The sequence below is a fragment of the Altererythrobacter xiamenensis genome, from assembly GCF_900177715.1.
Taxonomy (GTDB): Bacteria; Pseudomonadota; Alphaproteobacteria; order Sphingomonadales; family Sphingomonadaceae; genus Erythrobacter; species Erythrobacter xiamenensis.
Map to the genome: position 1 here is coordinate 159,399 of NZ_FXWG01000002.1, position 23,891 is coordinate 183,289.

Annotated in this window: 31 protein-coding genes; 16 read left to right on the forward strand and 15 right to left on the reverse strand. The window is 62.1% G+C overall.

Translation table 11 applies throughout. The features are described 5' to 3' along the window. The first annotated feature begins 87 nt into the window (after window positions 1-87). Both CCE89_RS06005 and CCE89_RS06010 read left to right on the forward strand, forming a co-directional pair. Window positions 88-1,890 carry an AMP-dependent synthetase/ligase gene (locus CCE89_RS06005; RefSeq protein ID WP_086437165.1) on the forward strand — a complete coding sequence of 601 codons (1,803 nt, stop codon included), beginning with the start codon at window positions 88-90 and terminating at the stop codon, window positions 1,888-1,890. Between the two features lie 8 nt (window positions 1,891-1,898). Beyond that, window positions 1,899-2,282: a cupin domain-containing protein gene (locus CCE89_RS06010; RefSeq protein ID WP_086437989.1), complete on the forward strand. Its 384-nt coding sequence runs from the start codon at window positions 1,899-1,901 to the stop codon at window positions 2,280-2,282. Here CCE89_RS06010 and CCE89_RS06015 read toward each other — a convergent pair. The 4 genes from CCE89_RS06015 to CCE89_RS15095 form a co-directional block, all read right to left on the reverse strand. Continuing rightward, a complete protein-coding gene (locus tag CCE89_RS06015; protein ID WP_086437166.1) occupies window positions 2,279-2,809 on the reverse strand; it encodes a hypothetical protein in 531 nt (176 codons plus the stop codon). The genes CCE89_RS06010 and CCE89_RS06015 overlap by 4 nt on opposite strands. 147 nt (window positions 2,810-2,956) lie before the next feature. Further along, entirely contained in the window at window positions 2,957-3,943 is a 987-nt protein-coding gene (thiS, locus tag CCE89_RS06020; protein WP_086437990.1) for a sulfur carrier protein ThiS, read from the reverse strand. Window positions 3,944-3,960: 17 nt separating this feature from the next. Next, complete coding sequence (locus CCE89_RS06025; RefSeq protein ID WP_086437167.1) at window positions 3,961-4,344, reverse strand: MerC domain-containing protein; 384 nt, start codon at window positions 4,342-4,344, stop codon at window positions 3,961-3,963. A 139-nt stretch (window positions 4,345-4,483) separates the two neighbouring features. Continuing rightward, window positions 4,484-4,618 (reverse strand): entericidin A/B family lipoprotein, encoded by a 135-nt coding sequence (locus CCE89_RS15095; RefSeq protein ID WP_143255974.1) that lies wholly within the window; start codon window positions 4,616-4,618, stop codon window positions 4,484-4,486. 134 nt (window positions 4,619-4,752) lie between these two features. On the opposite strand from CCE89_RS15095, the gene CCE89_RS06030 reads away from it, so the two are divergent. The 5 genes from CCE89_RS06030 (at window position 4,753) to rpsI (ending at window position 8,008) form a co-directional block, all read left to right on the forward strand. After that, complete coding sequence (locus tag CCE89_RS06030) at window positions 4,753-5,799, forward strand: COX15/CtaA family protein (RefSeq protein WP_086437168.1); 1,047 nt, start codon at window positions 4,753-4,755, stop codon at window positions 5,797-5,799. Beyond that, the gene (gene cutA, locus CCE89_RS06035; protein ID WP_086437169.1) at window positions 5,796-6,107 is read left to right on the forward strand and encodes a divalent-cation tolerance protein CutA; all 312 of its coding nucleotides are present in this window, start codon (window positions 5,796-5,798) and stop codon (window positions 6,105-6,107) included. Before CCE89_RS06030 ends, cutA begins: the two co-directional genes overlap by 4 nt. A gap of 11 nt (window positions 6,108-6,118) precedes the next feature. Beyond that, window positions 6,119-6,820 (forward strand): hypothetical protein, encoded by a 702-nt coding sequence (locus CCE89_RS06040; protein ID WP_143255975.1) that lies wholly within the window; start codon window positions 6,119-6,121, stop codon window positions 6,818-6,820. Between the two features lie 187 nt (window positions 6,821-7,007). Next, on the forward strand, window positions 7,008-7,487 hold the full coding sequence (gene rplM, locus CCE89_RS06045) for a 50S ribosomal protein L13 (RefSeq protein WP_086437171.1): 480 nt from the start codon (window positions 7,008-7,010) through the stop codon (window positions 7,485-7,487). Beyond that, a complete protein-coding gene (gene rpsI / locus CCE89_RS06050) occupies window positions 7,487-8,008 on the forward strand; it encodes a 30S ribosomal protein S9 (RefSeq protein WP_086437172.1) in 522 nt (173 codons plus the stop codon). The genes rplM and rpsI overlap by 1 nt, the downstream gene beginning before the upstream one ends. 88 nt (window positions 8,009-8,096) lie before the next feature. Here rpsI and CCE89_RS06055 read toward each other — a convergent pair whose 3' ends face one another. The 3 genes from CCE89_RS06055 to CCE89_RS06065 form a co-directional block, all read right to left on the reverse strand. After that, a complete protein-coding gene (locus CCE89_RS06055; protein WP_086437173.1) occupies window positions 8,097-8,294 on the reverse strand; it encodes a hypothetical protein in 198 nt (65 codons plus the stop codon). A 97-nt stretch (window positions 8,295-8,391) separates the two neighbouring features. Further along, window positions 8,392-9,135 carry a metallophosphoesterase family protein gene (locus CCE89_RS06060; protein ID WP_086437174.1) on the reverse strand — a complete coding sequence of 248 codons (744 nt, stop codon included), beginning with the start codon at window positions 9,133-9,135 and terminating at the stop codon, window positions 8,392-8,394. A gap of 66 nt (window positions 9,136-9,201) precedes the next feature. Beyond that, window positions 9,202-9,468 (reverse strand): hypothetical protein, encoded by a 267-nt coding sequence (locus CCE89_RS06065; RefSeq protein WP_086437175.1) that lies wholly within the window; start codon window positions 9,466-9,468, stop codon window positions 9,202-9,204. 207 nt (window positions 9,469-9,675) lie between these two features. On the opposite strand from CCE89_RS06065, the gene CCE89_RS06070 reads away from it, so the two are divergent. Then, window positions 9,676-9,984 (forward strand): UrcA family protein, encoded by a 309-nt coding sequence (locus tag CCE89_RS06070; RefSeq protein ID WP_159456596.1) that lies wholly within the window; start codon window positions 9,676-9,678, stop codon window positions 9,982-9,984. A 167-nt stretch (window positions 9,985-10,151) separates the two neighbouring features. On the opposite strand, the gene CCE89_RS06075 is transcribed toward CCE89_RS06070, so the two are convergent. The 3 genes from CCE89_RS06075 to CCE89_RS06085 all read right to left on the reverse strand — a co-directional run bounded on the left by CCE89_RS06075 (window position 10,152) and on the right by CCE89_RS06085 (window position 13,768). Continuing rightward, the gene (locus CCE89_RS06075) at window positions 10,152-10,910 is read right to left on the reverse strand and encodes a LytR/AlgR family response regulator transcription factor (RefSeq protein WP_086437177.1); all 759 of its coding nucleotides are present in this window, start codon (window positions 10,908-10,910) and stop codon (window positions 10,152-10,154) included. Next, the gene (locus CCE89_RS06080) at window positions 10,903-12,141 is read right to left on the reverse strand and encodes a sensor histidine kinase (protein ID WP_086437178.1); all 1,239 of its coding nucleotides are present in this window, start codon (window positions 12,139-12,141) and stop codon (window positions 10,903-10,905) included. Before CCE89_RS06080 ends, CCE89_RS06075 begins: the two co-directional genes overlap by 8 nt. Window positions 12,142-12,241: 100 nt before the next feature. Then, window positions 12,242-13,768 carry a fumarate hydratase gene (locus tag CCE89_RS06085; protein ID WP_086437179.1) on the reverse strand — a complete coding sequence of 509 codons (1,527 nt, stop codon included), beginning with the start codon at window positions 13,766-13,768 and terminating at the stop codon, window positions 12,242-12,244. Between the two features lie 143 nt (window positions 13,769-13,911). Here CCE89_RS06085 and CCE89_RS06090 point away from each other — a divergent pair, with 143 nt between their 5' ends. The 5 genes from CCE89_RS06090 to CCE89_RS06110 all read left to right on the forward strand — a co-directional run bounded on the left by CCE89_RS06090 (window position 13,912) and on the right by CCE89_RS06110 (window position 19,345). Continuing rightward, on the forward strand, window positions 13,912-14,502 hold the full coding sequence (locus CCE89_RS06090) for a protein-L-isoaspartate O-methyltransferase family protein (RefSeq protein ID WP_234989973.1): 591 nt from the start codon (window positions 13,912-13,914) through the stop codon (window positions 14,500-14,502). 3 nt (window positions 14,503-14,505) lie between these two features. Then, window positions 14,506-15,999: a TolC family outer membrane protein gene (locus CCE89_RS06095; protein WP_086437180.1), complete on the forward strand. Its 1,494-nt coding sequence runs from the start codon at window positions 14,506-14,508 to the stop codon at window positions 15,997-15,999. A 41-nt stretch (window positions 16,000-16,040) separates the two neighbouring features. Next, window positions 16,041-16,607, forward strand: coding sequence for a DUF2497 domain-containing protein (locus CCE89_RS06100; RefSeq protein ID WP_086437181.1), 567 nt, complete (start codon window positions 16,041-16,043; stop codon window positions 16,605-16,607). 132 nt (window positions 16,608-16,739) lie between these two features. Further along, on the forward strand, window positions 16,740-18,947 hold the full coding sequence (locus CCE89_RS06105) for a dipeptidyl-peptidase 5 (protein WP_327078639.1): 2,208 nt from the start codon (window positions 16,740-16,742) through the stop codon (window positions 18,945-18,947). Further along, window positions 18,944-19,345 (forward strand): (2Fe-2S) ferredoxin domain-containing protein, encoded by a 402-nt coding sequence (locus CCE89_RS06110; protein ID WP_086437182.1) that lies wholly within the window; start codon window positions 18,944-18,946, stop codon window positions 19,343-19,345. The genes CCE89_RS06105 and CCE89_RS06110 overlap by 4 nt, the downstream gene beginning before the upstream one ends. Here the strand turns inward: CCE89_RS06110 and CCE89_RS06115 are convergent. Continuing rightward, on the reverse strand, window positions 19,342-19,641 hold the full coding sequence (locus CCE89_RS06115) for a hypothetical protein (RefSeq protein ID WP_086437183.1): 300 nt from the start codon (window positions 19,639-19,641) through the stop codon (window positions 19,342-19,344). The two genes, CCE89_RS06110 and CCE89_RS06115, sit on opposite strands and share 4 nt — an antisense overlap. Before the next feature lie 135 nt (window positions 19,642-19,776). Between CCE89_RS06115 and CCE89_RS06120 the strand changes: the two genes are divergently transcribed. The 3 genes from CCE89_RS06120 (at window position 19,777) to xth (ending at window position 21,562) form a co-directional block, all read left to right on the forward strand. Next, window positions 19,777-20,208 (forward strand): CBS domain-containing protein, encoded by a 432-nt coding sequence (locus CCE89_RS06120; RefSeq protein ID WP_086437184.1) that lies wholly within the window; start codon window positions 19,777-19,779, stop codon window positions 20,206-20,208. Between the two features lie 45 nt (window positions 20,209-20,253). Then, window positions 20,254-20,583, forward strand: coding sequence for a HesB/IscA family protein (locus CCE89_RS06125; protein ID WP_086437185.1), 330 nt, complete (start codon window positions 20,254-20,256; stop codon window positions 20,581-20,583). A gap of 166 nt (window positions 20,584-20,749) precedes the next feature. Continuing rightward, window positions 20,750-21,562 carry an exodeoxyribonuclease III gene (gene xth / locus CCE89_RS06130; RefSeq protein WP_086437186.1) on the forward strand — a complete coding sequence of 271 codons (813 nt, stop codon included), beginning with the start codon at window positions 20,750-20,752 and terminating at the stop codon, window positions 21,560-21,562. A gap of 115 nt (window positions 21,563-21,677) precedes the next feature. Here xth and CCE89_RS06135 read toward each other — a convergent pair whose 3' ends face one another. The 4 genes from CCE89_RS06135 to CCE89_RS06150 form a co-directional block, all read right to left on the reverse strand. After that, the gene (locus CCE89_RS06135) at window positions 21,678-22,343 is read right to left on the reverse strand and encodes a cell wall hydrolase (RefSeq protein ID WP_086437187.1); all 666 of its coding nucleotides are present in this window, start codon (window positions 22,341-22,343) and stop codon (window positions 21,678-21,680) included. Between the two features lie 204 nt (window positions 22,344-22,547). Beyond that, window positions 22,548-22,883 carry a DUF1491 family protein gene (locus CCE89_RS06140; protein ID WP_086437188.1) on the reverse strand — a complete coding sequence of 112 codons (336 nt, stop codon included), beginning with the start codon at window positions 22,881-22,883 and terminating at the stop codon, window positions 22,548-22,550. A gap of 2 nt (window positions 22,884-22,885) precedes the next feature. Next, complete coding sequence (locus CCE89_RS06145; protein WP_086437189.1) at window positions 22,886-23,371, reverse strand: PaaI family thioesterase; 486 nt, start codon at window positions 23,369-23,371, stop codon at window positions 22,886-22,888. Beyond that, on the reverse strand, window positions 23,361-23,822 hold the full coding sequence (locus CCE89_RS06150; protein WP_086437190.1) for a PTS sugar transporter subunit IIA: 462 nt from the start codon (window positions 23,820-23,822) through the stop codon (window positions 23,361-23,363). Before CCE89_RS06150 ends, CCE89_RS06145 begins: the two co-directional genes overlap by 11 nt. Between the last annotated feature and the right edge of the window lie 69 nt (window positions 23,823-23,891).

Here is a 23,891-nt window from a genome sequence, read left to right on the forward strand (position 1 = left end):
CAATCTTGCCGCAAGGGCGGGGGGAGCCTAGAGCCATTTCCTACGTATTGAAGACAAGCCCCTCCCCGGGAGAGCAGGAGCCGTGCCTTGACGCTGGACGATATCGACGCCGCCAATAATCTGGTCGAGCTTTTCCTCAAGCGCGCCGACGAGAAGGGCGATGCGCCCTTCCTCGGCCGTAAAGAGAATGGACAATGGGTAACCCAGAGCTGGCGCGAGGTTGCCGACCTCGTCTGCCTGCTCGCGGAAAACCTGCGCGGCCTCGGCCTCGAAAGCGGCGACCGTGTCGCGATCGTATCGGAAAACCGCCCTGAATGGTGCATCTCCGACCTCGCCATCATGGCGGCTGGCTGCATCACGGTCCCCACCTACATCACCAATACCGAACGCGACCACGCCCACATTCTCGACAATTCGGGCGCGCGTGCCGTGATCGTCTCGACCGAAAAGCTGCTCGGCCCGCTTCACGGCGCAATCCATTCGACCGGGATCGTCGAGCACGTCATCGGGATCGAAGACCTGCACCGGCAGCAGTCAGGCAGTTTCGGCTACCACGGCTGGGATGCGGTGACGTCGGGCGATGCGGCAGCAGCGCACAAGGCAGTCGATGAACGTATGGCCGCCATCGGGCGCGACACGACCGCCTGCATCATCTACACTTCGGGCACGGGCGGCGCGCCGCGCGGCGTGCTGCAGCACCATGGATCGATCCTTTGCAATATCGCTGGTGCGGCCGAGATCCTGATCGAGGATTTCGGGATCCAGGACGAACGTTTTCTCTCCTTCCTCCCGCTTAGCCACGCATACGAACATACCGGCGGGCAATATCTGCCGATCAGCGTTGGCGCGGAAATCTTCTATGCCGAGGGGCTGGAAAAGCTCGCCAGCAATATCGAGGAAACCCGCCCGACAATCATGGTCGTCGTGCCGCGCCTGTTCGAAGTGCTGCGCACGCGCATCATGAAGCAGGTCGAGAAGCAGGGGAAGCTCGCCAACTTCCTGATGGATCGCGCGTTGACGATCAGCGAGAAATCGGTCGGCGGCAAGAAGCGCCGCCGCGATGCGCCGATGGATGCGGTGATTGAGCGCACGCTGCGTCCGAAGATTCGCCAGCGTTTCGGCGGACGGATGAAGGCGATGGTTTCGGGCGGCGCGCCACTCAACCCCGATGTCGGCAATTTCTTCGAGGCGATGGGTCTTACCATGCTGCAAGGCTATGGCCAGACCGAGGCGGGGCCGGTGATCAGCTGCAACCGCCCCCGCGCCGGACTCAAGATGGATACGGTCGGCCCGCCGATGCGCGGGGTAGAGGTGTCGATTGCCGAAGACGGTGAAATCCTGGTCCGCGGCGAACTGGTCATGCATGGTTACTGGCAGAACAAGGCCGAGACCGAGCGCACGATCCAGGACGGCTGGCTCCATACTGGAGACATCGGCCATCTCGACGAAGCGGGCCGGATCGTCATCACCGATCGCAAGAAGGACATGATCGTCAACGACAAGGGCGACAATGTCGCACCGCAGAAGATCGAGGGAATGCTGACGCTCCAGCCCGAGATCGCGCAGGCGATGGTGAGCGGCGACAAGCGCCCTTATATCGTCGGTCTGATCGTGCCCGATGCCGAATGGGCGCTGGAATGGGCGCGCGCCAATGACGAGAAGTTCGACATGACCGCGCTGCAGGACCTGCCCGCGTTCAAGAGCGCGGTGCGCGCAGCGATCGATCGGGTGAACAAGGACCTGTCGGTAATCGAGAAGGTCCGCCAGTTCGCCTTTGCCGACGAAGCCTTCACGATCGAGAACGAAGAAATGACGCCGAGCATGAAGATCCGCCGGCACAAGATCCGCGACCGCTATCAGGAACGGATCGACGGACTCTATCGCTCGTGATCAATGATATGACCCGGAAATTCGCGCCTTTCGGCGCGGTTTTGCTGTTTGCTGCCGGTTGCACCACCCTTTCCGCGAGCGAGGATCCTCTGCCCTCGGCGCTTGAAGCAGGCTGGGATGGCAAGCGTGTGTGCGAACTCCAGCACCAGGCTGAAACCCACCGCGTGTTGCGTTGCACTTTTCCGCCGGGCGTGGGCCATGAACGGCATTATCACCCCGCGCATTGGGGATATGCGCTGTCGGGCGGCATGATGCAGCTAACCGATGGCGAGCAGACCCGCACCGCCACGATCGCAACGGGCTCAAGCTATTCGAGCGATGGGGTCGAATGGCATGAGGTGGTGAACGTCGGCGATACGACAGTCACCTACCTCATCATCGAAGAGCTTTAGGCGGCTTCCGCAGCCTCGACATATTCAGGATAGAAGCAGGGCGCGCGGTCGGACCAGCCGGGTGCGGTCGCGGCGGCTTCCGAGAGGCTCTGCAGCAGCATCTTGCGGCGTTCGGGCCGGATGTGCGGCAGCGCGGCGGCGGCGCAAAAGGCGCTCGGCAGCCACGGACGCGCCTCGGCACCGAGCAGGCGCTCGTAAAGGAAGCGGAATGACGAGAAACAGGCGATGCGTTCCTGCGCGAGGTCGAAGGCCGCGACGCGGGTGAGCTTGCCAATGAAATGCTCCACCTGGCTCAGCGATGTTTCGCAAGGGATCGTTGCGCGCAGGGTCTTCAGTTCCTGATAGGCGACATACTGGCTGCGGATGCCCGCGCTCTCACCCTCGTTGCGGGCCCAGAGCTTGAATGCGTCCTGACGGCCGAGCCCGATATCGAGGCTACGCTTGATGTAGCGCTGCTCACACGGTTCGAAACCCGCGAACTCGCGCATTTCGCTGATGGTCATCGATGCGGCGTTGGTAACTGCCATGGTAATGCCCCCTGTTGTGAGGGCAGTGTCGCTAAACTTGGTTAACGGGCCGTAAGCGATGATGTGAATTTTCGGCGGGGGCGCCGTTCACGCCTTGGTTGCCATGATCTTGGTGATGGGCGCTGGTGGGGCTCTTCCAGCGATATATCAGATCAATCCCGCAAGCGGGCTCGATGGATCGGCATATTTTCGCCGCCCCATCCGGCCGGCGAGGTAGGCCTCGCGTCCCGCCTCCACCGCAAGCTTCATGGCACGCGCCATACGGATCGGGTCTTTCGCCTCGGCGATGGCGGTATTCATGAGGATTCCGTCGCAGCCCAGTTCCATGCCGACCGCAGCATCGCTCGCCGTGCCAACGCCCGCATCGACCAGCACCGGAACGCTCGCGCCCTCCACGATCAGCCGGATCGTCACCTGGTTCTGGATGCCGAGCCCCGAACCGATCGGCGCGCCCAGCGGCATCACCGCAACGGCGCCCGCCTCTTCCAGCTGCTTCGCCGCGATCGGGTCGTCGACGCAGTAGACCATTGGGAGGAAGCCCTCTTTGGCCAGCACCTCGGTCGCTTTCAGCGTTTCGCGCATGTCGGGATAGAGTGTGCGTGCCTCGCCCAGCACCTCCAGCTTGACCAGGTCCCAGCCGCCCGCTTCGCGCGCAAGGCGCAGCGTACGAATGGCCTCGTCGGCCGTGAAGCATCCCGCCGTATTCGGCAGGTACGTAACTTTCTTGGGGTCGATGTAATCGGTCAGCATCGGCGCCTTGGGATCGCTGACGTTGACGCGGCGCACGGCGACGGTGACGATTTCAGCGCCCGAAGCCTCGAGGGCAGCGGCGTTCTGTTCGAAATCCTTGTATTTACCGGTTCCGACGATCAGGCGGCTCTCGAAGGTCCGCCCCGCAACGGTCCAGCTGTCATCAGCGGCTCCGCTGCCGCCGCCAACGAAATGGACGATTTCGAGCCTGTCGCCGTCAGCCAGCTTTGCCTCACCGAGGGTCGAGCGGGGCACGATCTCGCCATTGCGTTCGACTGCAAGCTTGGCCGGATCGAGCTCTAGCTCTTCTGCCAGCGCAGCGATGGTCGGGGCGGAGGTCCGGCGGCTTTCGCCGTTGACGATGATTTCTACTGAAGCGCTCATGCGGCGCGACATAGCGCTCAATGCGCTTCAGACAAGTGCGAGCGCAGGTTGAGGAAGTGACCGATCGAAACCAGCGTTACGCCGATGATGGTAAGTACGGCTTCATAGATCCCGTGCGGAACCGCCAGAGCACCGCCCATGAAGGTGAGGCCCATCATCGCAGTAACAAAAGGGGCGGCCTTGCGATGACGCAGCGCTCCCCAGCCGATCGCCACGGCGGCAATGATCAGCGCCAGTGCGAGCCCATAACGATGAATCTCTGGCGCGAAGAAGAACTGTCCTCCGATACCGAGCGCTGAAACGATGATAATGCTGAGCAGGCAATGCAGCAGGCACAGGCTCGAAAGCCAGATGCCGGCACGGTCAAGCGTACGGCGAATCAGGGAAGAAGCGCTGCTCATCGCGATGCCTAGATATGTAACGGTGTAACATCTTGCAAGCCGCGCGTTCGTTAATCGGTGCTCGGCCCGGGATCAGCCGCAAGCCGCCATGTAAGCGCGCTCGCGGCCAATCGCGGTCGAAATGACGAAAATATGCGCCCTAGCAGTTGCCTTCGACGCCATCGACGCAGTCGCCCACGGATTCGACATCTTCGCCCACGCCATCAACGGTATTGCAGGCCGAGGCGAGCAGCATGGTGCCGCTGGCGGCCACTATGGTGAGGAACTTCTTCATTTTAGTGTCTCCATTGGCCCGTCCTTCCCTTACCAACGGGAGCGCTCCGGCTCTGTTCCGATTTACATTTTCGCATCACCGCTTGCGCCGAAACGGCTTGCACTTTGGACAGGTGGTGCGCATCAGCCGCAGCCATGGTCATCGCGAGTGAAATATCGCCCAGCCGACCAGCGGCGCTGGCGAACTGGTTGTCGGTCGTCGCCGGCATGGTGGTGCTGATCGTCATGGTGGGCGGCATCACCCGCCTGACGGAAAGCGGGCTTTCGATCACGCAGTGGGATCCGGTCAGCGGGATCCTGCCACCACTCAGTGAAAAAGCCTGGCAGGCGGAGTTTGCCGAGTATCGCCAGACACCCGAGTTCATTTACGAAGCGGGCCCTGCCGGCATGACGCTGTCGGACTTCAAGTTCATCTTCTTCTGGGAGTGGTTCCACCGCGTCATAGGCCGCTTGATCGGGCTTGCATTTGCGCTGCCGCTCGCGTGGTTCTGGCTCAAAGGCGCTATTCCGAAAGGCTACAAGCCGCGTCTCGTCGCCCTGCTGGCCCTGGGCGGACTGCAAGGCGCGTTCGGTTGGCTGATGGTGAGGTCCGGTCTTTCGGGGCAAATGACGGATGTGAGCCATTTCTGGCTATCGGTCCACTTGCTCACCGCCCTCTTCACGCTCGGGGGGCTTGTGTGGACCGCGCTCGACCTGAGGGCGCTGGCGCGAAATCCGGCCGCCCGGCCCGCGCGATTGACAGGACTGGCGACAGCAACCGCGTTTGTCCTGTTCATCCAGCTCTTGCTGGGTGCCTGGGTCGCCGGGCTCAATGCCGGTCATGCGGCATACGATTGGCCGCTAATGAATGGCATGCTCGTGCCCGAGTTCGACACCTCCCGCGGAGCCGTTTGGGCGCTGACGCACGATCCGTTCCTGCTGCATTTCCTGCATCGCTGGTGGGCATGGGTCGCTGTCGGCATGCTGATCTGGCTCGCCAGACGCGTTCGCCAGCTCGACCGGCGCGCGTCGAAGGCGGTCCACACCGCCTTCGGTATCCAGATCATTCTGGGCATCGCGACGGTGATGACGGGCGTATCGCTCTGGGTAGCCGTTGCCCACCAGCTAGTCGGCGCCCTGCTGGTCGCCGCGACGGCATGGGCGATGCATGTCGCCGGAAGTACGACAGAGCGTCTTGCATGACGGCCATGATGTATGCCCCCTTCCCCGACCGGGACAGCGCGCGCGAAATTGCGGCCGTACTCCTCGAGGAGAAGCTGATCGCCTGTGCAAATATTCTCGGCGAGGTCGAGTCGCTCTTTTCATGGGAAGGCGAGCTGGACAGCGCTGTCGAGGTCGGCGTCCTGTTCAAAACCGACAAAACCATACTCGACCGCGCAACCAAAAGGTTGGGCGAGTTGCATCCTTATGATACGCCCGCAGTCCTCGGCTGGGATTGCAGTTTTGCAGCACCGGCTACAATGAACTGGCTTGCAGGTTTGCAAGCTTAAGGGCGCACACCATGAATTTCTCACGTCGCATGGCGCTGCGATGCGGATTGGCCGGAATTTTTGTTGCCGCGGGGCCGGCCTGGGCGGCGGGCTCCACGGCTTATCCTGCCGGGCCAATGCAGCTTGGGCGCAGGCTCGAACGCGGTCTCTCGGATGGAGAGGCGATCATCGTCGATCGCCATTGGGCCGTCGATTTCAACGGTCGAGGCCCGGGCATCCTGATACGGGGCAACCAGATATCGGTAGAGGTCGAAGCGCCCGCGCCGCTCGCCCGGATTGCCCAAATCGAAGAGCAGCGCGACACTTCGGCAATGTTTCCGATCGAATTGTCGGCAGACGGTCAGATCGTCGATGCCGGTGATGTCGACGATTCCGACGAAATGGCCGCGGCGGTGCAGTTGGCGCAGTCGATGATTGCGCACGCCGGTCTGGACGTTTCCGATCATCGCCGACATCTCGCCGCAATCGAGGCTGCGGGTACGCAATTGCTGGACACCATGCCGCGCGATCTGTTTTTTCCCCGGGATACCGCGTGGACCGACAGGCGTACGCTAGCGCTTCCGGGCGGCAAGACAGGTGTCATTGCGGTTCGTTACGAAGCGGAAAGATGCGTGGGAGCTCCATGGCTTGCGCGAGCCAATCGGACCGTGACGACGGCAGTTGCCGATACCACACGGATTTCGCGAGAAACGTGGACCTTGTCCCCCGCCTGACGCGCCAATTTCTACCCATCGAGATGTCGCGGTATTATTTTACCTCCGCCGGGAACCGCAGTTTCGCTTGACTTGCGGGCTCTGACCGCACAAATGCGCCTCGCTTCAGCGCTCCGGCATGATGTCGAAGGCGCGATTCGATGCCGCGGCCTACCGTCGCGGCAGTTTAATTTAGGACTTTGGACCAATGAAGGCGCTCAGCAAGCAGACGCGGTCGATCAAACCGACCGAAGTCGAAAAGAAATGGCACCTGATCGATGCGGAAGGCCTCGTCGTCGGCCGTCTCGCCGCGATCGTCGCCAACATCCTGCGCGGCAAGCACAAGCCGAGCTACACCCCGCATGTCGATTGCGGCGACCATGTCATCATCATCAATGCCGGCAAGGTGAAGTTCACCGGCAAGAAGATGAACGACAAGGTATATTACAAGCACACCGGCCACCCGGGCGGCATCAAGGAAACGACTCCCGAGAAGGTTCTCGAAGGTCGCTTCCCCGAGCGTGTGCTCGAAAAGGCTATCGAGCGCATGATCCCGCGCGGTCCGCTGGGCCGTGACCAGATGCGCGCTCTGCACCTCTATGCCGGCACCGAGCATCCGCACGAAGGGCAGAAGCCCGAGGTGCTCGACGTTGCTTCCATGAATCGCAAGAACAAGGTCACCGCGTAATGGCTGACGAACAGAACAACGAAACCGTTTCGGATCTCGCAGATCTGAAGGACATCGCCGGTGACGCGCCCCAGGGTGATGCGGCAACCATCGCGGAAAGCACCATGCCGCTGCGCGAGCAGGAGCTCGACCAGCACGGCCGCGCCTATGCAACCGGTCGCCGCAAGGACGCGGTCGCCCGCGTCTGGGTAAAGCCGGGCAAGGGTGTGATCACGATCAATGGCAAGGACCAGGAAACCTATTTCGCGCGTCCGACCCTGCGTCTGATCATCAACCAGCCGTTCGGCATCACCGAGCGTGAAGGCCAGTACGACGTGATCGCTACCGTTCGCGGCGGTGGTCTTTCGGGCCAGGCCGGTGCGGTCAAGCACGGCATCAGCCAGGCTCTGACCAAGTACGAGCCGGCGCTGCGCGCGACGGTCAAGGCAGCCGGCTTCCTCACCCGCGACAGCCGCGTGGTCGAGCGTAAGAAGTATGGCCGCGCCAAGGCACGCCGTAGCTTCCAGTTCTCGAAGCGCTGATCTTCGGCTCTTCTGCCAATACGAAAAGGGCGGCCTCTCGGGGCCGCCCTTTTTCTTTGGTAATCGCCTTGCGGTGTCAGCGGTGCGCTCAGCGCTGCATGATCATCAGGCCCCAGGCGAGACCGGTGCCGGCGAGGAACAGCGGCCACGACCAGTAGATCTCGTAATCGCCGGCCTGCATGAGATGAATCGCCAATTGGCCGCCCCTCGACCCTTGCGAGCCGATCACCAGCGACACGACGCCTGTCAGAATGCCACCAAGACCGGCGGCCTTGATAAATTCCATCTTACTTCCCCGTTGCTCCGCGGCACGTTGCCTGTGCTTCTGCGGCCCAATTCTTTCGGAACATACAGGAGAGTGAGTTAAGGCAATCCTAACCATCTTATCCGAAATCGACCACGCGTCGTTCGAGCGCGATGCCATCCACCCGCGAACAGGTCAGGATGCTGTAGCTCGCCGGTTCGCCGCGCAGGCGTGTCGAGAGTGTCCCGCTGCCGATCATGCGGACTTTGGTCCCCGCGCTGGCTCGTTCGATATCGAAGGGAATGTGGACGTGGCCCGAGATCACCGCGTCGGCGCCACCCGCAGCGATCGCGGCAAAAGCCTCGTCCCCGCCTATCGTCGGATTGGTTTCGCCCTCTCTCGCAGGCTGGAGGGGGTGGTGACAGGTGACCAGCTTCAATCTCGTGTCGCCCGCCAGGCGGTGCAGGTGCTGGCGGGTTTTCTCGAGCGCTTCCTCCCGCACATAACCGTCCGACCAGGGGAAGCGCGGCTGGGCGCGAACAGTCGTCTTGAGCGGCACAAGGACGCAATCCTCCGATTCAAAGTCGCTATCTATGCCCTCGTAGAACTTGCGGAACCGGCGGTAGGGGTCTGTGAACCGCTCCCACAGATTGTAATAGGCCATGTCATGATTGCCGGGGCACAGCACGACCGGTGCATCGAACTGATCGAAATACGCGGCCGCTGCGTCATATTGGGCATGGGTCGCACGTTGGGTCAGATCGCCGGTGCACAATATGAGATCGGCCTGCGCATCCTTCGCCTCCGCAGCAAATGCTTCGAGTGCATCGCGGTTCTCGGTCCCGAAATGCGGATCGCTCATATGGAAGATGGTTGTCGTCATGGTTGGCTGACAAGCCTGATCGGCGCAGGTTGGCAAGGGCTAATTCATCCGCGGGGCGGCGCGCAATCACACCTTGCCGCTGAATATCAGCCAGGCGGAGACACCGTTGAGCGCGGTATAGCCGAGATAGATCCAGCTAGCCCCTGCCCAACCGGTCGAAGTCAGCAGCATCGCCGCTAGCAAGACGATAAACTCGGTCAGGAGCGTGAGCTTTCCACCCAGCATGTGAACGTACCAGGGCAGGCGCCTCAGCAGCGGATGGCCGCTTTCCAGCACCGCCTTGTGCAGGGCGAAATTGGCAACTCCGAGCATAAAAACCAGGACGATCATCATTGTTTCATTATTGCGTAAACGCCCGTCGGTTGGAAACAGTCGTTCGTCGGGCAGTTTCTGGCACCGGTCCGAACGGCATACCGTCGATCGACTGGGCGCTAGCGATGGTCGACCATGTGCTGCGCCAATATGCTGATTCGCCTAACTCTTTGTCTGCGGACAACGCCTCACCCCCCCCCGAAGAGAGCGCCGCAGATGGAGGAATATATGTTGAAGACAACTATCGCATCGGCCGCCCTCGGCCTCGCAATGGTCGCTGCCCCCGCCGTGGCCGGATCGAACGACGATCAGACCTTGCAGATCGAATATCGCGACCTCAACCTCGCAACGTCGCAAGGCCAGGAAGCTCTCGACCGCCGTATCGACGCTGCCGCCAACAAGTTCTGCGGTGCAGGCACCGAACAGACCGGCACGCGCATCCCGTCGAGCAAGGCAAAGGCATGCGTCGCGCAAGTTCGCGCCGCTGCACATAAACAGGTTGCAGCCCTTATCGAGGAGCAACGGCTCGGCGGCTGAGCCCAACACGACAATTGCACTTCGGTGCAGTTAGCGGTCCGGACCCAATACCAGTCCCGGGGTCCGGGCCGCTTTTTGTTTTGCGTGGATGCAAACGCACTGATCGCCGGTGGGGCGTAGGCGCCACGACGCTGTCAGCAGCCGACCCCGGCTGGCGACTGCACCGGTTAGCGACCGGCCATCGCCTTTACTTTGGGAAGATAAGTACGTCCGATACGCATGGCTTCCCCGTCCTCAAGCTCGGCCGACCATACACCCAGGCCGTCGTGACGAAGTCCCCTGATCCGGTCCTTGCGAAGGATCGTCGATCGGTGGATGCGAATGAACTCGGACGGATCGAGCTTTTCCTCGAGACCCGCGATCGTCTGTAGCAAGAGATAGGAGCGCCCTCCCTCTCCGGGGAGCCCGACATGGAGCCTGACATAGTCGCGCTCTGCATCGATCCGGCTGACTTCACTCACCGCAATGCGCAGCAATTCGCTACGATGCGGCACCCACAGCTCGTCAAGCCAGGCGCTCGAGCCTTCCTTGGGCTCGCCGCTGCGTGCAAGCGCACGCTCGATCGCGCGAGACAGTCGGTCGGCGGCGACCGGTTTCAGCACGTAGTCGATCGCCTCAAGATCGAACGCTTCCACCGCGAAGTTCTCATGCGCGGTGACGAAGATCACGGCGGGCTTGACCTCCAGCTTGCTGAGCTTCGCCGCCACGGCCAAGCCGTCCATTTCCGGCATGGTCATATCGAGCAGCACCAGATCGGGTTTGAGAGCCTCGACCAGTCGCAGTGCGGCAGCACCGTCGCTCGCCGTGCCGACGACCCTGATCGCGTCGATATCGGCGCAGAGCACCTGAATGCGCTCGACCGCGAGCGGCTCGTCATCGACGATCAGCGTGCGAAGCGATCTGTTCGTGTCGGGTTCGTCAGCCATTGCGGGTCAAGGGTATCCGCATTTCAGTCTTGTATCCACCCGGAATAGGGCCGGAATCAAGCGTGATGTCCTGTCCGAAGCGCGCCTCCAGCCGGTCACGGACGTTGGCGAGCCCGATGCCGAAACCGTGGGCGGAGCCTTCGGGAACACCCGGTCCGTCATCGCTGACGGTAACGACCAGCCGGTCGAACTCCTCACGTGCGGAAAGCGTGATCGTGACCGTGCGATTGACCGGCGAGACGGCATATTTGACCGAGTTTTCGACCAGGGGCTGCAAGATCATGCCCGGGACGCGCGCGTCGGCGAGGTCTTCGGGAAGATCGAACTCGCAGCGCAATCGTTCCGGGAAGCGCACCGACTCGATGTCGAGGTAGAGCTTTTGCAGGTCGAACTCGTCGTCCAGCCGCACATCGGTCGTCGGATCGTCCGCCAAGCTGTGACGATAGAAGCGCGAGATCGTCTGGATCATGCGCTCGGCCCGCTCGGCCTTGCCGGTCATCACCAGAGCGGAGAGCGAATTGAGCGTGTTGAAGAGAAAATGCGGATTGACCTGATAGCGCAGGCTCCTGAGCTCCGCCGCCTTGGCCGCGCTGCGAAACTCCTGTTCACGCCGTTCGGCAATGCGCGCTTTCGAGATCGCGACCATCGCATAATAAATGGCACACCAGGCGAGCATCATGAAATACCGGCTGAACGCGATTTCCGCGAGCGGTCCGATGAAGCCGACCACGCCGAACTCGCGGTCAACTGCCCCTTCGCCCCTGCCATCTCGTTCGGGTTCGCCGATCAGGTCCATGTCGGTCGATGCGCGTTCGGTCCGCTCGGTGCCCCGCTCACCGTCAACTGGATTGGCCATTTGCGATCCGTCGTCTCCGCGGGCATCCTCTTCGAACATCGTCGCGAACTTCGTGTTCATTTCATAGAAGATGTAGTTGTTGATCTGCGCCGACAGGAGCGCTGCCGGCATTGCCAGCAACAGGGCTGCTGTCGCCTGAACCCAGATCGCCTTGCCATCGAAAAGTCTCAGCAGAGACCACAGGACGAGGGTGACTGCGATCCCGCCGATCGTGACGATCGAGCGCAGGCGCATCATCTCGCCCGAATGACCGAGCCCGATGATCTCCCAGCGGATCGAAGCGAGAATGAAATAGACCGCCCACAACACCACGATCGAGACGATCACGGTGCGGAAAGAGACGGACGGACCCGTTTTAGTTGCAATTGTATCCATCAGACTTGCGATCTAGCGCCGGGCGGCAGCGAAGGCGAATCCGTCGTCGGTCGTGAATTGTCGTTCATCGAAAGTTCATCGACCGACGAAGGGCGAGGCATCAGCCGTTTTGGAGCAAATTCTCCTTTGAAATCCGCTCCTTCCACTGCGCAGGGGCAAGCGTATGGACGTTTGTGCCTTCGCTGTCGACAGCGACGGTGACAGGCATATCCTTGACCGTGAACTCGTAAATCGCCTCCATCCCGAGATCCTCGAATCCGACGACCCTGGCTTCCTTGATGGCGCGACTGACGAGGTACGCAGCGCCGCCTACCGCCATCAGATAGGCGACCTTGAAGCGGCTGATGACTTCGACAGCATCGTGCCCACGCTCTGCCTTGCCGATCATGGCCAGCAGGCCAAGGTCGAGCATCATTTCGGTGAACTTGTCCATGCGGGTGGCGGTGGTCGGACCGGCCGGCCCGACGACTTCACCCATCACCGGATCGACCGGACCGACGTAGTAGATCGCACGGCCCTTGAACTCGACCGGCAGCTCTTCGCCGCTATCGATCATCTCCTGGATGCGCTTGTGGGCCGCGTCGCGCCCGGTGAGCATCGCGCCATTGAGAAGCAGGCGGTCGCCCGCCTTCCAGCTGGCCACTTCTTCGGGCGTGAGATTGTCGAGGTCGACCCGCTTCGCCTCGGCATCGGGCTGCCATTCAACCTTGGGCCATTTGTCGAGATCGGGCTGCGGAATATAGGCCGGGCCCGAACCGTCCATCGTCACATGAGCGTGGCGGGTGGCCGCGCAATTGGGGATCATGGCGACAGGCTTGCCCGCCGCATGGCATGGCCAGTCGAGAATCTTGACGTCAAGGACAGTCGACAGACCGCCGAGCCCCTGCGCGCCTACACCCTGGGCGTTGACCGCATCGAAGATGTCGATCCGCAGCTGCTCGATATCCGTCTCGGCCCCGCGAGCCTTCAGCTGCGCCATGTCGATCGGATCCATCAGACTTTTCTTGGCGAGGCTCATGCAATGCTCTGCAGTTCCGCCGATACCGATGCCGAGCATTCCGGGCGGACACCAGCCCGCGCCCATCGAGGGGAGCTGTTCGACCACCCATTCGACGATATTGTCTGACGGGTTCATCATCTTGAACTTGGACTTGTTCTCGCTGCCGCCGCCCTTTGCAGCCACGTCGATGTCGATAGTGTTACCCGGCACCATCTCGACCGAAAGCACGCACGGCGTGTTGTCGCGGGTGTTACGGCGCGTGAAGGCCGGGTCTGCGAGGATCGAGGCGCGCAGCTTGTTGTCGGGATGGTTGTAAGCGCGGCGCACGCCTTCATCGACGACTTCCTGCAGGCTTCTCGATGATTCGAGCCGGCAATCCTGGCCCCATTTGATGAAGACGTTGACGATGCCGGTGTCCTGGCAGATCGGGCGGTGCCCTTCGGCGCACATCCGGCTGTTGGTCAGGATCTGCGCGATCGCATCCTTCGCCGCCGGGCCCTGCTCCGCCTCATAGGCGTCTCCCAGCGCCTGGATATAATCCATCGGGTGATAGTAGGAGATGTATTGCAGCGCATCCGCGACGGTTTCGATCAGATCGTCTTCGCGAATAATTGTCATGTCGCTCATCGAGGCTGTGCTCCTGTCGGTCGAATCGCAAACCCCTAAAGCACTCGTGATGCCTAGCGTCAAAGCGCTTGGCGCGAGGCGGTGCATTGTCTAGGGAGGATTGACGCACTGTGTTGTCAGTGTAATACAGCTTATCCGAGACGATGATGACTCAATTCGACATGACTTCCGCCCGCAAGGCGATGATCGACAGCCAGTTGCGCACGAGCGGCGTGAACGATGAATTCGTGCTCGCCCGGATGAACGCCGTGGCGCGCGAAGAGTTCGTGCCCGAAAGCGCCAAAGCTGTCGCCTATATGGACCGCGCGATTCCGCTGGGCGAAGGGCGCTATCTCAGCTCGCCACTGGTTCATGGCAAGATGCTCGCCGAAGCGGCACCGAAGAGCGATGACCGCGTGCTGGTGGTCGAGAACGGCTCTTCCTATCTCGCCGAGCTGATCCGTCCGCTCGTCGCCGAAGTCGACACCATTGCTGCCGACAAGGCTGCGGGCAAGGGCAGTCCGCGCAAGACCTATTCGCTGATCCTGGTCGACGGCGCGATCGAAGAAGTTCCTGCGGGCCTCGCCAAGCGGCTCGACGAGAACGGACGGATCGTGACCGGCGTCGTCGCGCGCGGGGTCACCCGGCTCGCGACCGGTCGCAAGGTCGCAGGATCGGTTGCCCTGCAACCACAGGCTGAAATCGGTATCCCTGTCCTTCATCAATTCGACAAGCCCAAGGGCTGGAGCTTCTGACGCATGAGTAAAGCGGCCATTCTTGGTCGGCGGATGGCCGCCACCCTGTTGCTGGGCAGCACGGCGCTCGCGACTTCGGCCCAGGCTGACACGCTACGCGAAGCGCTGGCCGGTGCATACACAACCAATCCGACGCTGCAGGCCGCCCGCGCACAGCAGCGTGCAACCGACGAAGAGGTGCCGATTCAGAAATCGCGCGCCCTCCCCGATGTGTCCGTGACGGGTAATCACATCGAGTTCGTCAAGACTTCGCCCAACAGCTTCACGACGCCCGAGCGCCGCCTGCAGATCGGCCCCGATCTCCAGGTTCCGATCTATTCGGGGGGTGCAATCAAGAACTCGATCAAGGCGGCCAAGGAGCGAGTCGCCGCGGGCCAAGCCGATCTGCGCGGCACCGAAAGCGCGATCTTCAGTCAGGTCGTGGCAGCCTATATGGACGTCCTTCGCAACGAGGCCGTTGTCGCGCTCTCGGAAAACCAGGTTGAGGTTCTGGGCGTCAACCTGCAGGCGACAAGCGATCGTTTCGAGATCGGCGATCTGACCCGTACCGATGTCGCGCAATCGCAATCGCGCCTCGCCGTCGCACAGAGCGACCTGAGGAGCGCTCAGGCGAATCTGATTTCTGCGCGCGAGACGTACATTCAGCTTGTCGGCGAGGCGCCGACCAATCTTCAGGCTCCGCCCCCGCTGCCCGGCCTGCCGGATACCGTCGGGACCGCAGTGGTCACCGCGCTCGAAAACAATCCCGACCTCATCGCTGCGAAGGAGCGCGCCGCTGCCGCCGGCTTCGACAGCGAAGTTGCGGGTTCGGGCCGCCTTCCGACGCTCGGAGCCTTCGCAGGCCTCGACTACACGAATTATTTCGGCACCCTCGGCGGACCGGTATCTGCGGACTTCAACCAGAACGAGACCACGGCAAACTTCGGTTTGCAGCTGACCATCCCGATCTTTCAGGGCGGACGGCCAGCCGCGCAGCAGCGCCAGGCCTATGCGCGCGAAACGGCGGCGCTCGAACAGGCGGTAGCTGCCGAGCGCAATGTCATCGCTCAGGTTCGCTCCGCCTGGGAGGCATGGCAGGCGGCCAATGCGATCATCGAATCAAGCCAGGCGGCGGTTTCCGCAGCCGAGCTCAGCCTCGAAGGCGTTCGCGCGGAAAACTCGATCGGGAATCGCTCGATCCTCGATGTGCTGAATGCCGAGCAGGAATTACTGGGCGCGCGTGTTCAGCTCGTGACGGCGCGGCGCAATGCCTATGTCGCCGGTTTCAGCCTGCTTGCCGCGATGGGCCGCGCCGAAGCGCGCGACCTCAACCTCGATACGGGCGGGCCGCTTTACGACCCGCAGATCAATTACGATCGGGTGAGCGGCAAGTTCTGGGACTGGGATCGCGACCCCGAACCGGAAGCGGTTTCGACCAGCACCGTTGACATCCCCGCCCCTGACGCGACAATTGGCCCGATCGATGAATCACCCGTCGATCAATCGGAAGGCGACTAACCGGGCTAACCGGTACGGCGCGAAACGGGGAACAAGTTGGCATGGGCCAGGGTAACGAAGCGTCGGTCGAAGAGATTCTTGAATCGATCAAGAAGGTGATCGCGCGCGACAATCGCGAGGACGCGATGGAGCTGCGCCGCCGCCGCGAAACGGAAGGTGTGGTGGATGGTCGCAGCGATGGCCGTCACGCCGACATGATCCGTTCGCAGACCGCTGCTCACATGAGTTCCGACGAAGATGCGGACGAGAGCGAGGCCGAGGAAGTGCTCGATCTCGCCGAAATGGAGTTTGCCGAGGATCTCGACCCGCCAACCTCCTCGGAAGACGACGAGGATGACAACGACGGTGATGGCGACGAGGGTGACGACAGCCCGCTGACGAACGAGGCGGTCGCCAGTTCGATGCGCGAGAATTTCGCTGCATTGGCCTTGCTGGCCGAACCCGGTGCGCAGCCGCAGATCGTCCGTTCCGGCGAAACATCGCTCGAAGGTTTGGTGCGCGACATGCTGCGCCCGATGCTCTCCGAATGGCTCGACAAGAACCTGCCCGGGATGGTCGAAAAGATGGTTCAGGCGGAAATCGCGCGGATCGCGGGCAAGCGCGGCTAACCCGGGCTAACAGCGCCTAATTTCAGCTAACGGCGTCTAGACGCGCTGGCGTTCTCGCATTCACGCCAACTTGCGCTTTCCCTGTCTGCGGACTCTGGATTAGCGACGCGAGGCACGCTAATCGCTCTTCCCATGATAAAAAATATCGGGTTCGCCCCAGGCCTAGCCTTCGCCGCCGCGTTTTGCGCCACGCTTTACGCACACCCAGCCATTGCCGACAATCACGGCGCACAGCGCGACGCCCCTGGTGCGGTGAATGCGCCGATGAGCGCACGTGACCTCGTGACGATGCCGCGGCTCGGTGCACCAAGCGTCAGCCCCGACGGCCACCATGTCATCTATCAGGTTACGGAGACCGATCCGACGACGCTCGAACGCACGCCAGCGTTCTACCTGCGCAGCCTCGACGATCTCGAAATGCCTGCCATCCGCCTCAATCTGGGCGAAGGCGCGGGCTCGGTCACCTACGGGCCGGACGGCGCAATTTACTGGCTGACCGACCGCCGCACACCTGCCGAAGACGATATCGAAAAGGTCGAAGGATACTCTCGCGTCTGGCGGGGTGAAGTGGCGGCCGATGGGGTCATTCGCGGCGCGCTTCCCTTCGCAGACTTCCATGGCGAGGGCATCGACGGCTTTCATATCGCTCCGACTGGCGACAAGATCGCCGTCTGGGCCGCTATCGCGCGCGACTGCCCGCGCTTCGGTTGCGAGGACGATGGCAAGAAGCACCTGCCCGGCCCGGGTGACGGCCGTCTTTATGACGGCAGTGACGGCTTCATTCGGCACTGGGATCACTGGACTTCGCCCGGCACGACCAACCGCGTTTTCGTCTTCGATATGGAAAACGGCGAACTGGTTGGCGACGGCGTGCCGCTCGACGGTCAGGATCCGGAAACGGGCCTCACCGCCAATACGCCAACCATGCCCTTCGGCGGGGGTGAGGACATTGCATGGGCCGCCGATGGCCAGAGCGTGTTCTTTACCGCGCGTGTCGCCGACGCCAGCGAGCCCACCTCGACCGATCTCGACATCTACCGGTCGGACCTTTCAGGCCGCGCGCCGATCGAACTGACGGCGGCCAACACCGCCTATGATTCGCTTCCCTCCCCGTCCCCCGACGGGAAATACCTCGCCTATGTCGCGATGGCGCGCCCGGGATACGAGGCGGACCGGCTGGTGGTTCAGCTGCGCGATCTCGCCACCGGCGAAACCCGCGCGCTGACGCAGGACATCGATCGGAGCTTCGGCTCGCTCGCATGGACGCCCGATTCGCGATTCATCGTCGCGACCGCACAGGACGTGCTCGACACGCCTGCCTTCCGCATCGACGTGCAGTCGGGCGCGGTCGAGAAGCTCGACCTGATGGCAGGGAATGAAGCGCATATCGGCAATATTTCCACTTTGGCTGGAAACCGTCTGATCTTCACTCGCGATTCGATTGGCACGCCGAGCGAGCTTTATCTCTCGAAGGGCTGGAAACAGGCAAAGCCGCTGACTGACGTAGCGATGAGCCGGATGGGCGAAATGGCATCGACCAAGACCACCCGTTTCAGCTTTGCCGGCGCGGGCGGGGACACGGTCTATGGCCAGATCACCAAGCTCGAAAATCAGCAGGGGCCGATTCCCGCGATCCTCTACATCCACGGCGGACCACAGGGTTCGTTCAACGATGGCTGGTCCAGCCGCTGGAACCCGCGCGTACTGGCGAGCCAGGGCTATGCGGTCATCTCGGTCGATTTCCACGGGAGCACCGGATACGGGCAGGAGTTCACCGATGCGATCAACCAGGACTGGGGCGGCAAGCCGCTCGAGGACCTGAAGCTCGGCCTCGCCGCAGCCCTCGCAAAGGATCCGCAGATCGACGGAGACCGCGCCTGCGCCATGGGCGCGAGCTATGGCGGCTACATGGTCAACTGGATTGCAGGCAACTGGCCCGATCGGTTCAAATGCCTCGTCCAGCATGACGGGCTGTTCGACATGCGCAGCTTCTATTTCTCTACGGAGGAATTGTGGTTCCCGCGCTGGGATTTCGGCGGATCCTATGCCGAAAACCCCGAGCTTTACGAAAAGTGGAACCCGGTCAACCACGTCGACAAGTGGCAGACGCCAATGCTGGTGGTGACGGGCGAGAAGGATTTCCGCGTCCCCTACACGCAGGGCATCCAGAGCTTCACCGCACTGCAGGAGCGCGGCATTCCTTCGCAGCTTCTGGTCTTTCCGGAAGAAAATCACTGGGTGCTGGGCGCGAAGAACTCGCTGCAATGGCACCAGACCGTGTTCGCATGGCTCAATCGCTGGCTGGGCGAGGAAGATTCATCGGAAGCCGGTAGCGAGTGAGCAAGAAGAAGGGCCTCGTCGAAGCGCAGCGTGCGCTCGCCAAGATCGGCGGCGAGACGATCGAGCGCCATATCTTCCTGTGCGCGATAAGCGAGAAGCAGAAATGCTGCTCGCGCAAGGAAGGCGAAGCCGCGTGGAAATATCTCAAGAAGCGGATGAAGCAGCTTGGGCTGGCCGGGCCGAAACGCAGCGACGGCAGCGGCGGCGTCCAGCGCACCAAGGCCGATTGCCTGCAGGTCTGCGCGTTCGGTCCGATCGCGGTCGTCTGGCCGGACCGCGTCTGGTATCATTCCTGCAATGAGGACGTGCTCGAGCGCATCCTGCAAGAACACGTGATCGGCGGACAGGTCGTCGAAGATTACCGGCTGACGGCGCCCCCTGAGACTTCGGAACCCTAGTCGAGGTCTTCCTCGCTGCGTGGCAGGTTGTTATCGACCGATGCGTCATGCCCGGTCCCGTTCGACAGGAACACGAGACCCATCAGGGCGCTGGTCAGCAACATCGAGAAGCCGATGCCAAGCGCGACCGCGATATAGAAGTGAATCGAGACCGCACCCTGAAATTTGTAAAGGAGGGCGAGCGCAATCACGACAACGCCCACCGTCACGCTGAACATAAAGCGCATTAGGCGGCGATACCGCGCCCATGCGTGTGCGGCCATTTCGGGATCGTCGAGAGGGGACTTGCCGGTCATGGGGCCCCAGATGGGCGTTGCGGCAGCCCGCGGCAATGGGAAATTCCCACGCGATGCTTGCGGACTGGCATATAGATTCGCTTTTTTCCCGGCTTGGTGGCATTCTTCCAACTTCATAGCGGAGGAGGCTCGCCCATGGATATTGCCCAGATCATCGCCAATCGTAGCGCGAGCGAGGTAATATCCTGCGAAGTCTCGACATTGGTACGCGATGCGGTGGCCATTCTTGCCGAGAAGAGGATCGGCGCGCTGCCCGTGATGGAAGGGGGGAGAGTCGCCGGAATTTTCTCCGAACGCGACGTCATCTATCGCTTGCGGGAGGAGGGCGACGCTTGCCTCGGCCGTCAGGTCGGCCAGGTCATGACCGCCCCTGCGATCACCGTCACTCCCTCCACCAGCGTCGTCGAAGCGCTCAGCCTGATGACCAGCCGCCGGTTCCGCCACCTCCCCGTCGTCGAGAACGGGGACATGCGTGGCTTCGTCTCGATCGGCGACCTTGTGAAAAGCCGGCTCGACGAAGTGCAGCACGAGGCTGAGGCGATGCGCGAATATATCACCCACGGCTGACTTCCGACTTGTGACTGGCGCACTCGCTTCCTAAATCTGACTCATATGGCAGACACACTGACCCTGACGCCCGCCGCAGCCAAGCGCGTGGCATGGATTGCCGAAAAGCAGGCCAAGCCCGCTATCTTGCGGCTTTCGGTCGAAGGCGGGGGGTGTTCGGGCTTCCAGTACAAGTTCGACCTCGCCGAAGCGCCCGATGGTGACGATGCGGTGAGCGAGACCGATGGTGTTCGGCTGGTCGTCGATCCGGTCAGCTTCGACCTCGTTTCGGGCAGCGTTGTCGATTTCGTGGAATCGCTTGGAGGAGCGGCCTTTCGCGTCGAGAACCCTCAGGCCGCTGCCGGTTGCGGCTGCGGATCGAGCTTCGGGATTTAGGGCTTTGGGTTGAGAGGCGCTCAGGCACTGCGTTCCTGAGCGGCCACGCCACCCACACCCTCCACCCTTCCGCCCGGATTGTATCCCGGTAGGCTCCGGGCGGAAGGGTGGAGGGCGCGGGTGGCACGGATGGACGACGAGAAAATCATCCGCCATTACACCACCCATGAAAATCGCCACTTTCAACATCAACGGGATCAAGGCCCGCCTCCCTCGGCTCAAGGAATGGCTCGAGGAAACGCGCCCGACCGTCGCCTGCCTTCAGGAAATCAAGAGCCAGGATGATGGCTTTCCCGGTAGCGAGCTCGAAGATCTCGGCTACCACGTGCTGACGCACGGTCAGAAGGCCTTCAACGGCGTCGCGATCCTTGTCGACAAGAACGCCGGATACTCGGCGCCGGTCGAGGTCCAGCGGGGGCTGGGCATTGATGGTCCCAAGGATGGCGAGGGCGAGCAGGCGCGCTATCTCGAAATCGATGTCGCCAAAGAGGGCGAGAGGCCGACCCGGATCGTGTGCATCTACCTTCCCAATGGTAATCCGCATCCCGGGCCCAAGTTCGATTACAAGCTCGCCTGGATGGAGAAACTGCGCGCGCGAATGGGCGAAATCTGGTCGAGCGAAGTACCCGCTGCGGTCCTCGGCGATTTCAACGTCATTCCGCACGATGACGACGTCTGGTCACCCAAGGCGATGGCGAAGGACGCCCTGATGCAGCCCGAAAGCCGCGATGCCTATTTCCGGCTACTCGCCGATGGCTGGACCGATGCGGTGCGCACGCTCAACCCGCGCGGCGGCGTCTGGACCTATTGGGATTACCAGGCGGGCGCGTGGCAGCGCGATCATGGCTTCCGCATCGATCATATCCTGCTCACGCCGGAACTGGCCGACCGGCTGGAGGCCGTCGGCGTCGACCGCGAACACCGCGGACGTGAGAAGGCGAGCGACCACACACCCGTCTGGGCGCGTCTACGCGACTAGGTCTTATCTGAACGGAAAACGGGCGGGGTTCTACCCCCGCCCACAAGCGCGACCGCGCGCCGGCCGGTTAGGCCGAAAGCCAAGCGGCCCGGATGGGCCGCGCCGGCGCTTGAGGTCACCTATAGAAAATGTGCGTGTTGATGGTCGCGCGGGCGACCTTCTTGCGGCTCCAGCTCGGGCGCACGTATTTCGCATGGAAATAGAGCGAATCCCCGGCCTCGCTGTCCCACTGGCCTTCGTGCGCGATGCGCGCGATGGCCTTGGCGCGCTTCCATGCGTTGGAGCCGGTCCGGATCCGCGGCATCGAGCCGTTCTTCACGAACGAGAATTGCGCGCGCTGATACACGACACCGCAATAGCTCGAAGGGAAGCGCGCACTTTCAGCGCGATTAATGACGACCTGCGCAACGGCGAGCTGTCCGTCGAGCGGTTCGCCGCGTGATTCAAAATAGACCGCTCCGGCAAGGCACTGCATTTCCTCGCTCAGCGAAAAACCCTTGTCGGTTTTTGCGACGAGCTCGTGCAGCGATGCCGCCGAGGCGATTTCGGTCTGGAGTTCTTCAGCGGCCTCTTCGGGCACCTGCTGGACGACTTCTTCGGCGACGAAGACCGGCATCGTCTCTTCAGAGACTGCCGCTTCGGCATTGCCCGCATTTTCCGCCAGGATCGATTCAACGTCGGAATCCTGGGCGAAGGCGCCGGAAGTCTCGGCGCTTGCAAAAGTCAGACTGGTGGCTGCGATCAATGCAGCCGCACTCAAACTATGGGTCTTACGACTCATATTCCCGTCACATTCGTGCGGTGGACGAGCCCTGACGCAGGCTGGGACCTGTTTCGCGTTATTTGCGTTTGAGAGGTGGGTCCAAGTTAAGGCCTGCCGGCCGCCCCCCGTCTGCGTGCTTGCTCGTGGGCCTTATTGCCGCACGTGCCGCCTGCGCACCTGGAAGCTGGCGGGCCAAATAGTCTGCCGGGCGTAATGGTCAAGTTAACGCGCGATAGATGCGATGAACCGTTCTGGATCCGCGATGTCTGCCTCAATCACCCAGATATCGGGGTCCTGCGACGTACGTCGCGCGACGTACTCGGATAATTCCGTTGGATTTTCAGGGTTTTGCCGCTTTGCAGCAATAAACGGTCGCGACCCGTCCAACTGGGGCATTCTTTCGTAAAGTGTAACCGGTTCACCACGATAGATGGTTAAGATCAGAATGGTCCCGGCATCGCGTTCGCCCTTGTGCAGGACGCTGGCAAAGCCGCCTTGCGAGTCCACGATTCGGATTAGGCCCGCCACTTCGAGGTGCGCGGGAAGCCGATCGTCCACCCTTACGCCTCGCCGGGCGAGTAACCCGGTAGGCTTGAAAGCGGGATGCGCGATTTCATGAAGGTGCCTGTGCCGCGACCGATCTCGTCGCCCTCCTCATCCACCAGCCGCGATTCCGCCACGAACACGCGCCGGCGCCCGCTTACCCAGCGCCCCTCGGCGATGACTGTGCCGCTCTTGATCGGCTTGGTAAAATGGAGGTTGAAGCTGGTGGTCAGCAGGAAACGGTCCGTCACCAGCGTATTTGCGGCGTAGAAGGCCGCATCGTCGAGCATCTTGAAATAGATCGTGCCGTGCGCGGCGCCCGCGGCGTGATAGCAGCTCTCGTCGACCTCGAAGGTGACGCGGGAGCGACCCTCGCGCAGTACTGCAAGTTTCGAGACGAACTGGTTGTTGACCGGCGCGGAATCATAGAGTCGCTCCAGCGCGCGGAAGTGGAGTTCGGCTCCCGCCGCGTCCTCGGCGATATTGTTGCCGTCAGGCGGCATCACGTTCGAGCTGATTGCTGAGCAGGGCGAACAGGGCCTCCCCATCCGGCGCGTCGGCCAGAGCCTGGTGCATAGCATCATCCCGGACCAGCCGGGACAAGGCGGCCAGGGCATGAAGGTGCGTCGCGCCGGCATTCTCGGGCGACAACATGCCGAAAACGACATCGACCGGCATGCCGTCTGCGGCATCGAATTCAACCGGCGCATCCAGCTTCAGCACAACCACGGTCGGGCGATTGACCGCCTTGGAGCGCGCATGCGGGATCGCGACGCCGCGACCAAACCCAGTCGAGCCAAGCGCCTCGCGCTCTTCGAGGCCGTCCAGCGCGGCGTTCGCGTCGAGCCCGTATCGCTCTGCAAACAGCTGCGCGATCCGTTCGAGAACCTGCTGCTTGTTTTCCAGACGCGCGGTCGCGACCGCTTCGGGAAGCAATTTGAAACTAACGCTCATCTCTATCTTGTTTCGATTTCAATCCAGCTTGGTGCGACCGGCAATGGCGGGCAAGCCGCTGAAAGCAGC

What these genes read in the sequence shown, in the direction of transcription:
- CCE89_RS06010 (WP_086437989.1), top strand. Translation starts at nt 1,899, where the DNA reads ATGACCCGGAAATTCGCGCCTTTCGGCGCGGTTTTGCTGTTTGCTGCC.
- CCE89_RS06055 (WP_086437173.1), bottom strand. Translation starts at nt 8,294, where the DNA reads ATGGAATTTATCAAGGCCGCCGGTCTTGGTGGCATTCTGACAGGCGTC.
- CCE89_RS06060 (WP_086437174.1), bottom strand. Translation starts at nt 9,135, where the DNA reads ATGACGACAACCATCTTCCATATGAGCGATCCGCATTTCGGGACCGAG.
- CCE89_RS06095 (WP_086437180.1), top strand. Translation starts at nt 14,506, where the DNA reads ATGAGTAAAGCGGCCATTCTTGGTCGGCGGATGGCCGCCACCCTGTTG.
- CCE89_RS06090 (WP_234989973.1), top strand. Translation starts at nt 13,912, where the DNA reads ATGATGACTCAATTCGACATGACTTCCGCCCGCAAGGCGATGATCGAC.
- thiS (WP_086437990.1), bottom strand. Translation starts at nt 3,943, where the DNA reads ATGAGCGCTTCAGTAGAAATCATCGTCAACGGCGAAAGCCGCCGGACC.
- CCE89_RS15095 (WP_143255974.1), bottom strand. Translation starts at nt 4,618, where the DNA reads ATGAAGAAGTTCCTCACCATAGTGGCCGCCAGCGGCACCATGCTGCTC.
- CCE89_RS06040 (WP_143255975.1), top strand. Translation starts at nt 6,119, where the DNA reads ATGAATTTCTCACGTCGCATGGCGCTGCGATGCGGATTGGCCGGAATT.
- CCE89_RS06030 (WP_086437168.1), top strand. Translation starts at nt 4,753, where the DNA reads ATGGTCATCGCGAGTGAAATATCGCCCAGCCGACCAGCGGCGCTGGCG.
- CCE89_RS06075 (WP_086437177.1), bottom strand. Translation starts at nt 10,910, where the DNA reads ATGGCTGACGAACCCGACACGAACAGATCGCTTCGCACGCTGATCGTC.
- CCE89_RS06065 (WP_086437175.1), bottom strand. Translation starts at nt 9,468, where the DNA reads ATGATGATCGTCCTGGTTTTTATGCTCGGAGTTGCCAATTTCGCCCTG.
- CCE89_RS06150 (WP_086437190.1), bottom strand. Translation starts at nt 23,822, where the DNA reads ATGAGCGTTAGTTTCAAATTGCTTCCCGAAGCGGTCGCGACCGCGCGT.
- CCE89_RS06120 (WP_086437184.1), top strand. Translation starts at nt 19,777, where the DNA reads ATGGATATTGCCCAGATCATCGCCAATCGTAGCGCGAGCGAGGTAATA.
- CCE89_RS06070 (WP_159456596.1), top strand. Translation starts at nt 9,676, where the DNA reads ATGTTGAAGACAACTATCGCATCGGCCGCCCTCGGCCTCGCAATGGTC.
- CCE89_RS06125 (WP_086437185.1), top strand. Translation starts at nt 20,254, where the DNA reads ATGGCAGACACACTGACCCTGACGCCCGCCGCAGCCAAGCGCGTGGCA.
- CCE89_RS06100 (WP_086437181.1), top strand. Translation starts at nt 16,041, where the DNA reads ATGGGCCAGGGTAACGAAGCGTCGGTCGAAGAGATTCTTGAATCGATC.
- xth (WP_086437186.1), top strand. Translation starts at nt 20,750, where the DNA reads ATGAAAATCGCCACTTTCAACATCAACGGGATCAAGGCCCGCCTCCCT.
- CCE89_RS06085 (WP_086437179.1), bottom strand. Translation starts at nt 13,768, where the DNA reads ATGAGCGACATGACAATTATTCGCGAAGACGATCTGATCGAAACCGTC.
- CCE89_RS06115 (WP_086437183.1), bottom strand. Translation starts at nt 19,641, where the DNA reads ATGACCGGCAAGTCCCCTCTCGACGATCCCGAAATGGCCGCACACGCA.
- CCE89_RS06135 (WP_086437187.1), bottom strand. Translation starts at nt 22,343, where the DNA reads ATGAGTCGTAAGACCCATAGTTTGAGTGCGGCTGCATTGATCGCAGCC.
- rplM (WP_086437171.1), top strand. Translation starts at nt 7,008, where the DNA reads ATGAAGGCGCTCAGCAAGCAGACGCGGTCGATCAAACCGACCGAAGTC.
- cutA (WP_086437169.1), top strand. Translation starts at nt 5,796, where the DNA reads ATGACGGCCATGATGTATGCCCCCTTCCCCGACCGGGACAGCGCGCGC.
- CCE89_RS06105 (WP_327078639.1), top strand. Translation starts at nt 16,740, where the DNA reads ATGATAAAAAATATCGGGTTCGCCCCAGGCCTAGCCTTCGCCGCCGCG.
- CCE89_RS06145 (WP_086437189.1), bottom strand. Translation starts at nt 23,371, where the DNA reads ATGCCGCCTGACGGCAACAATATCGCCGAGGACGCGGCGGGAGCCGAA.
- CCE89_RS06080 (WP_086437178.1), bottom strand. Translation starts at nt 12,141, where the DNA reads ATGGATACAATTGCAACTAAAACGGGTCCGTCCGTCTCTTTCCGCACC.
- CCE89_RS06025 (WP_086437167.1), bottom strand. Translation starts at nt 4,344, where the DNA reads ATGAGCAGCGCTTCTTCCCTGATTCGCCGTACGCTTGACCGTGCCGGC.
- CCE89_RS06015 (WP_086437166.1), bottom strand. Translation starts at nt 2,809, where the DNA reads ATGGCAGTTACCAACGCCGCATCGATGACCATCAGCGAAATGCGCGAG.
- rpsI (WP_086437172.1), top strand. Translation starts at nt 7,487, where the DNA reads ATGGCTGACGAACAGAACAACGAAACCGTTTCGGATCTCGCAGATCTG.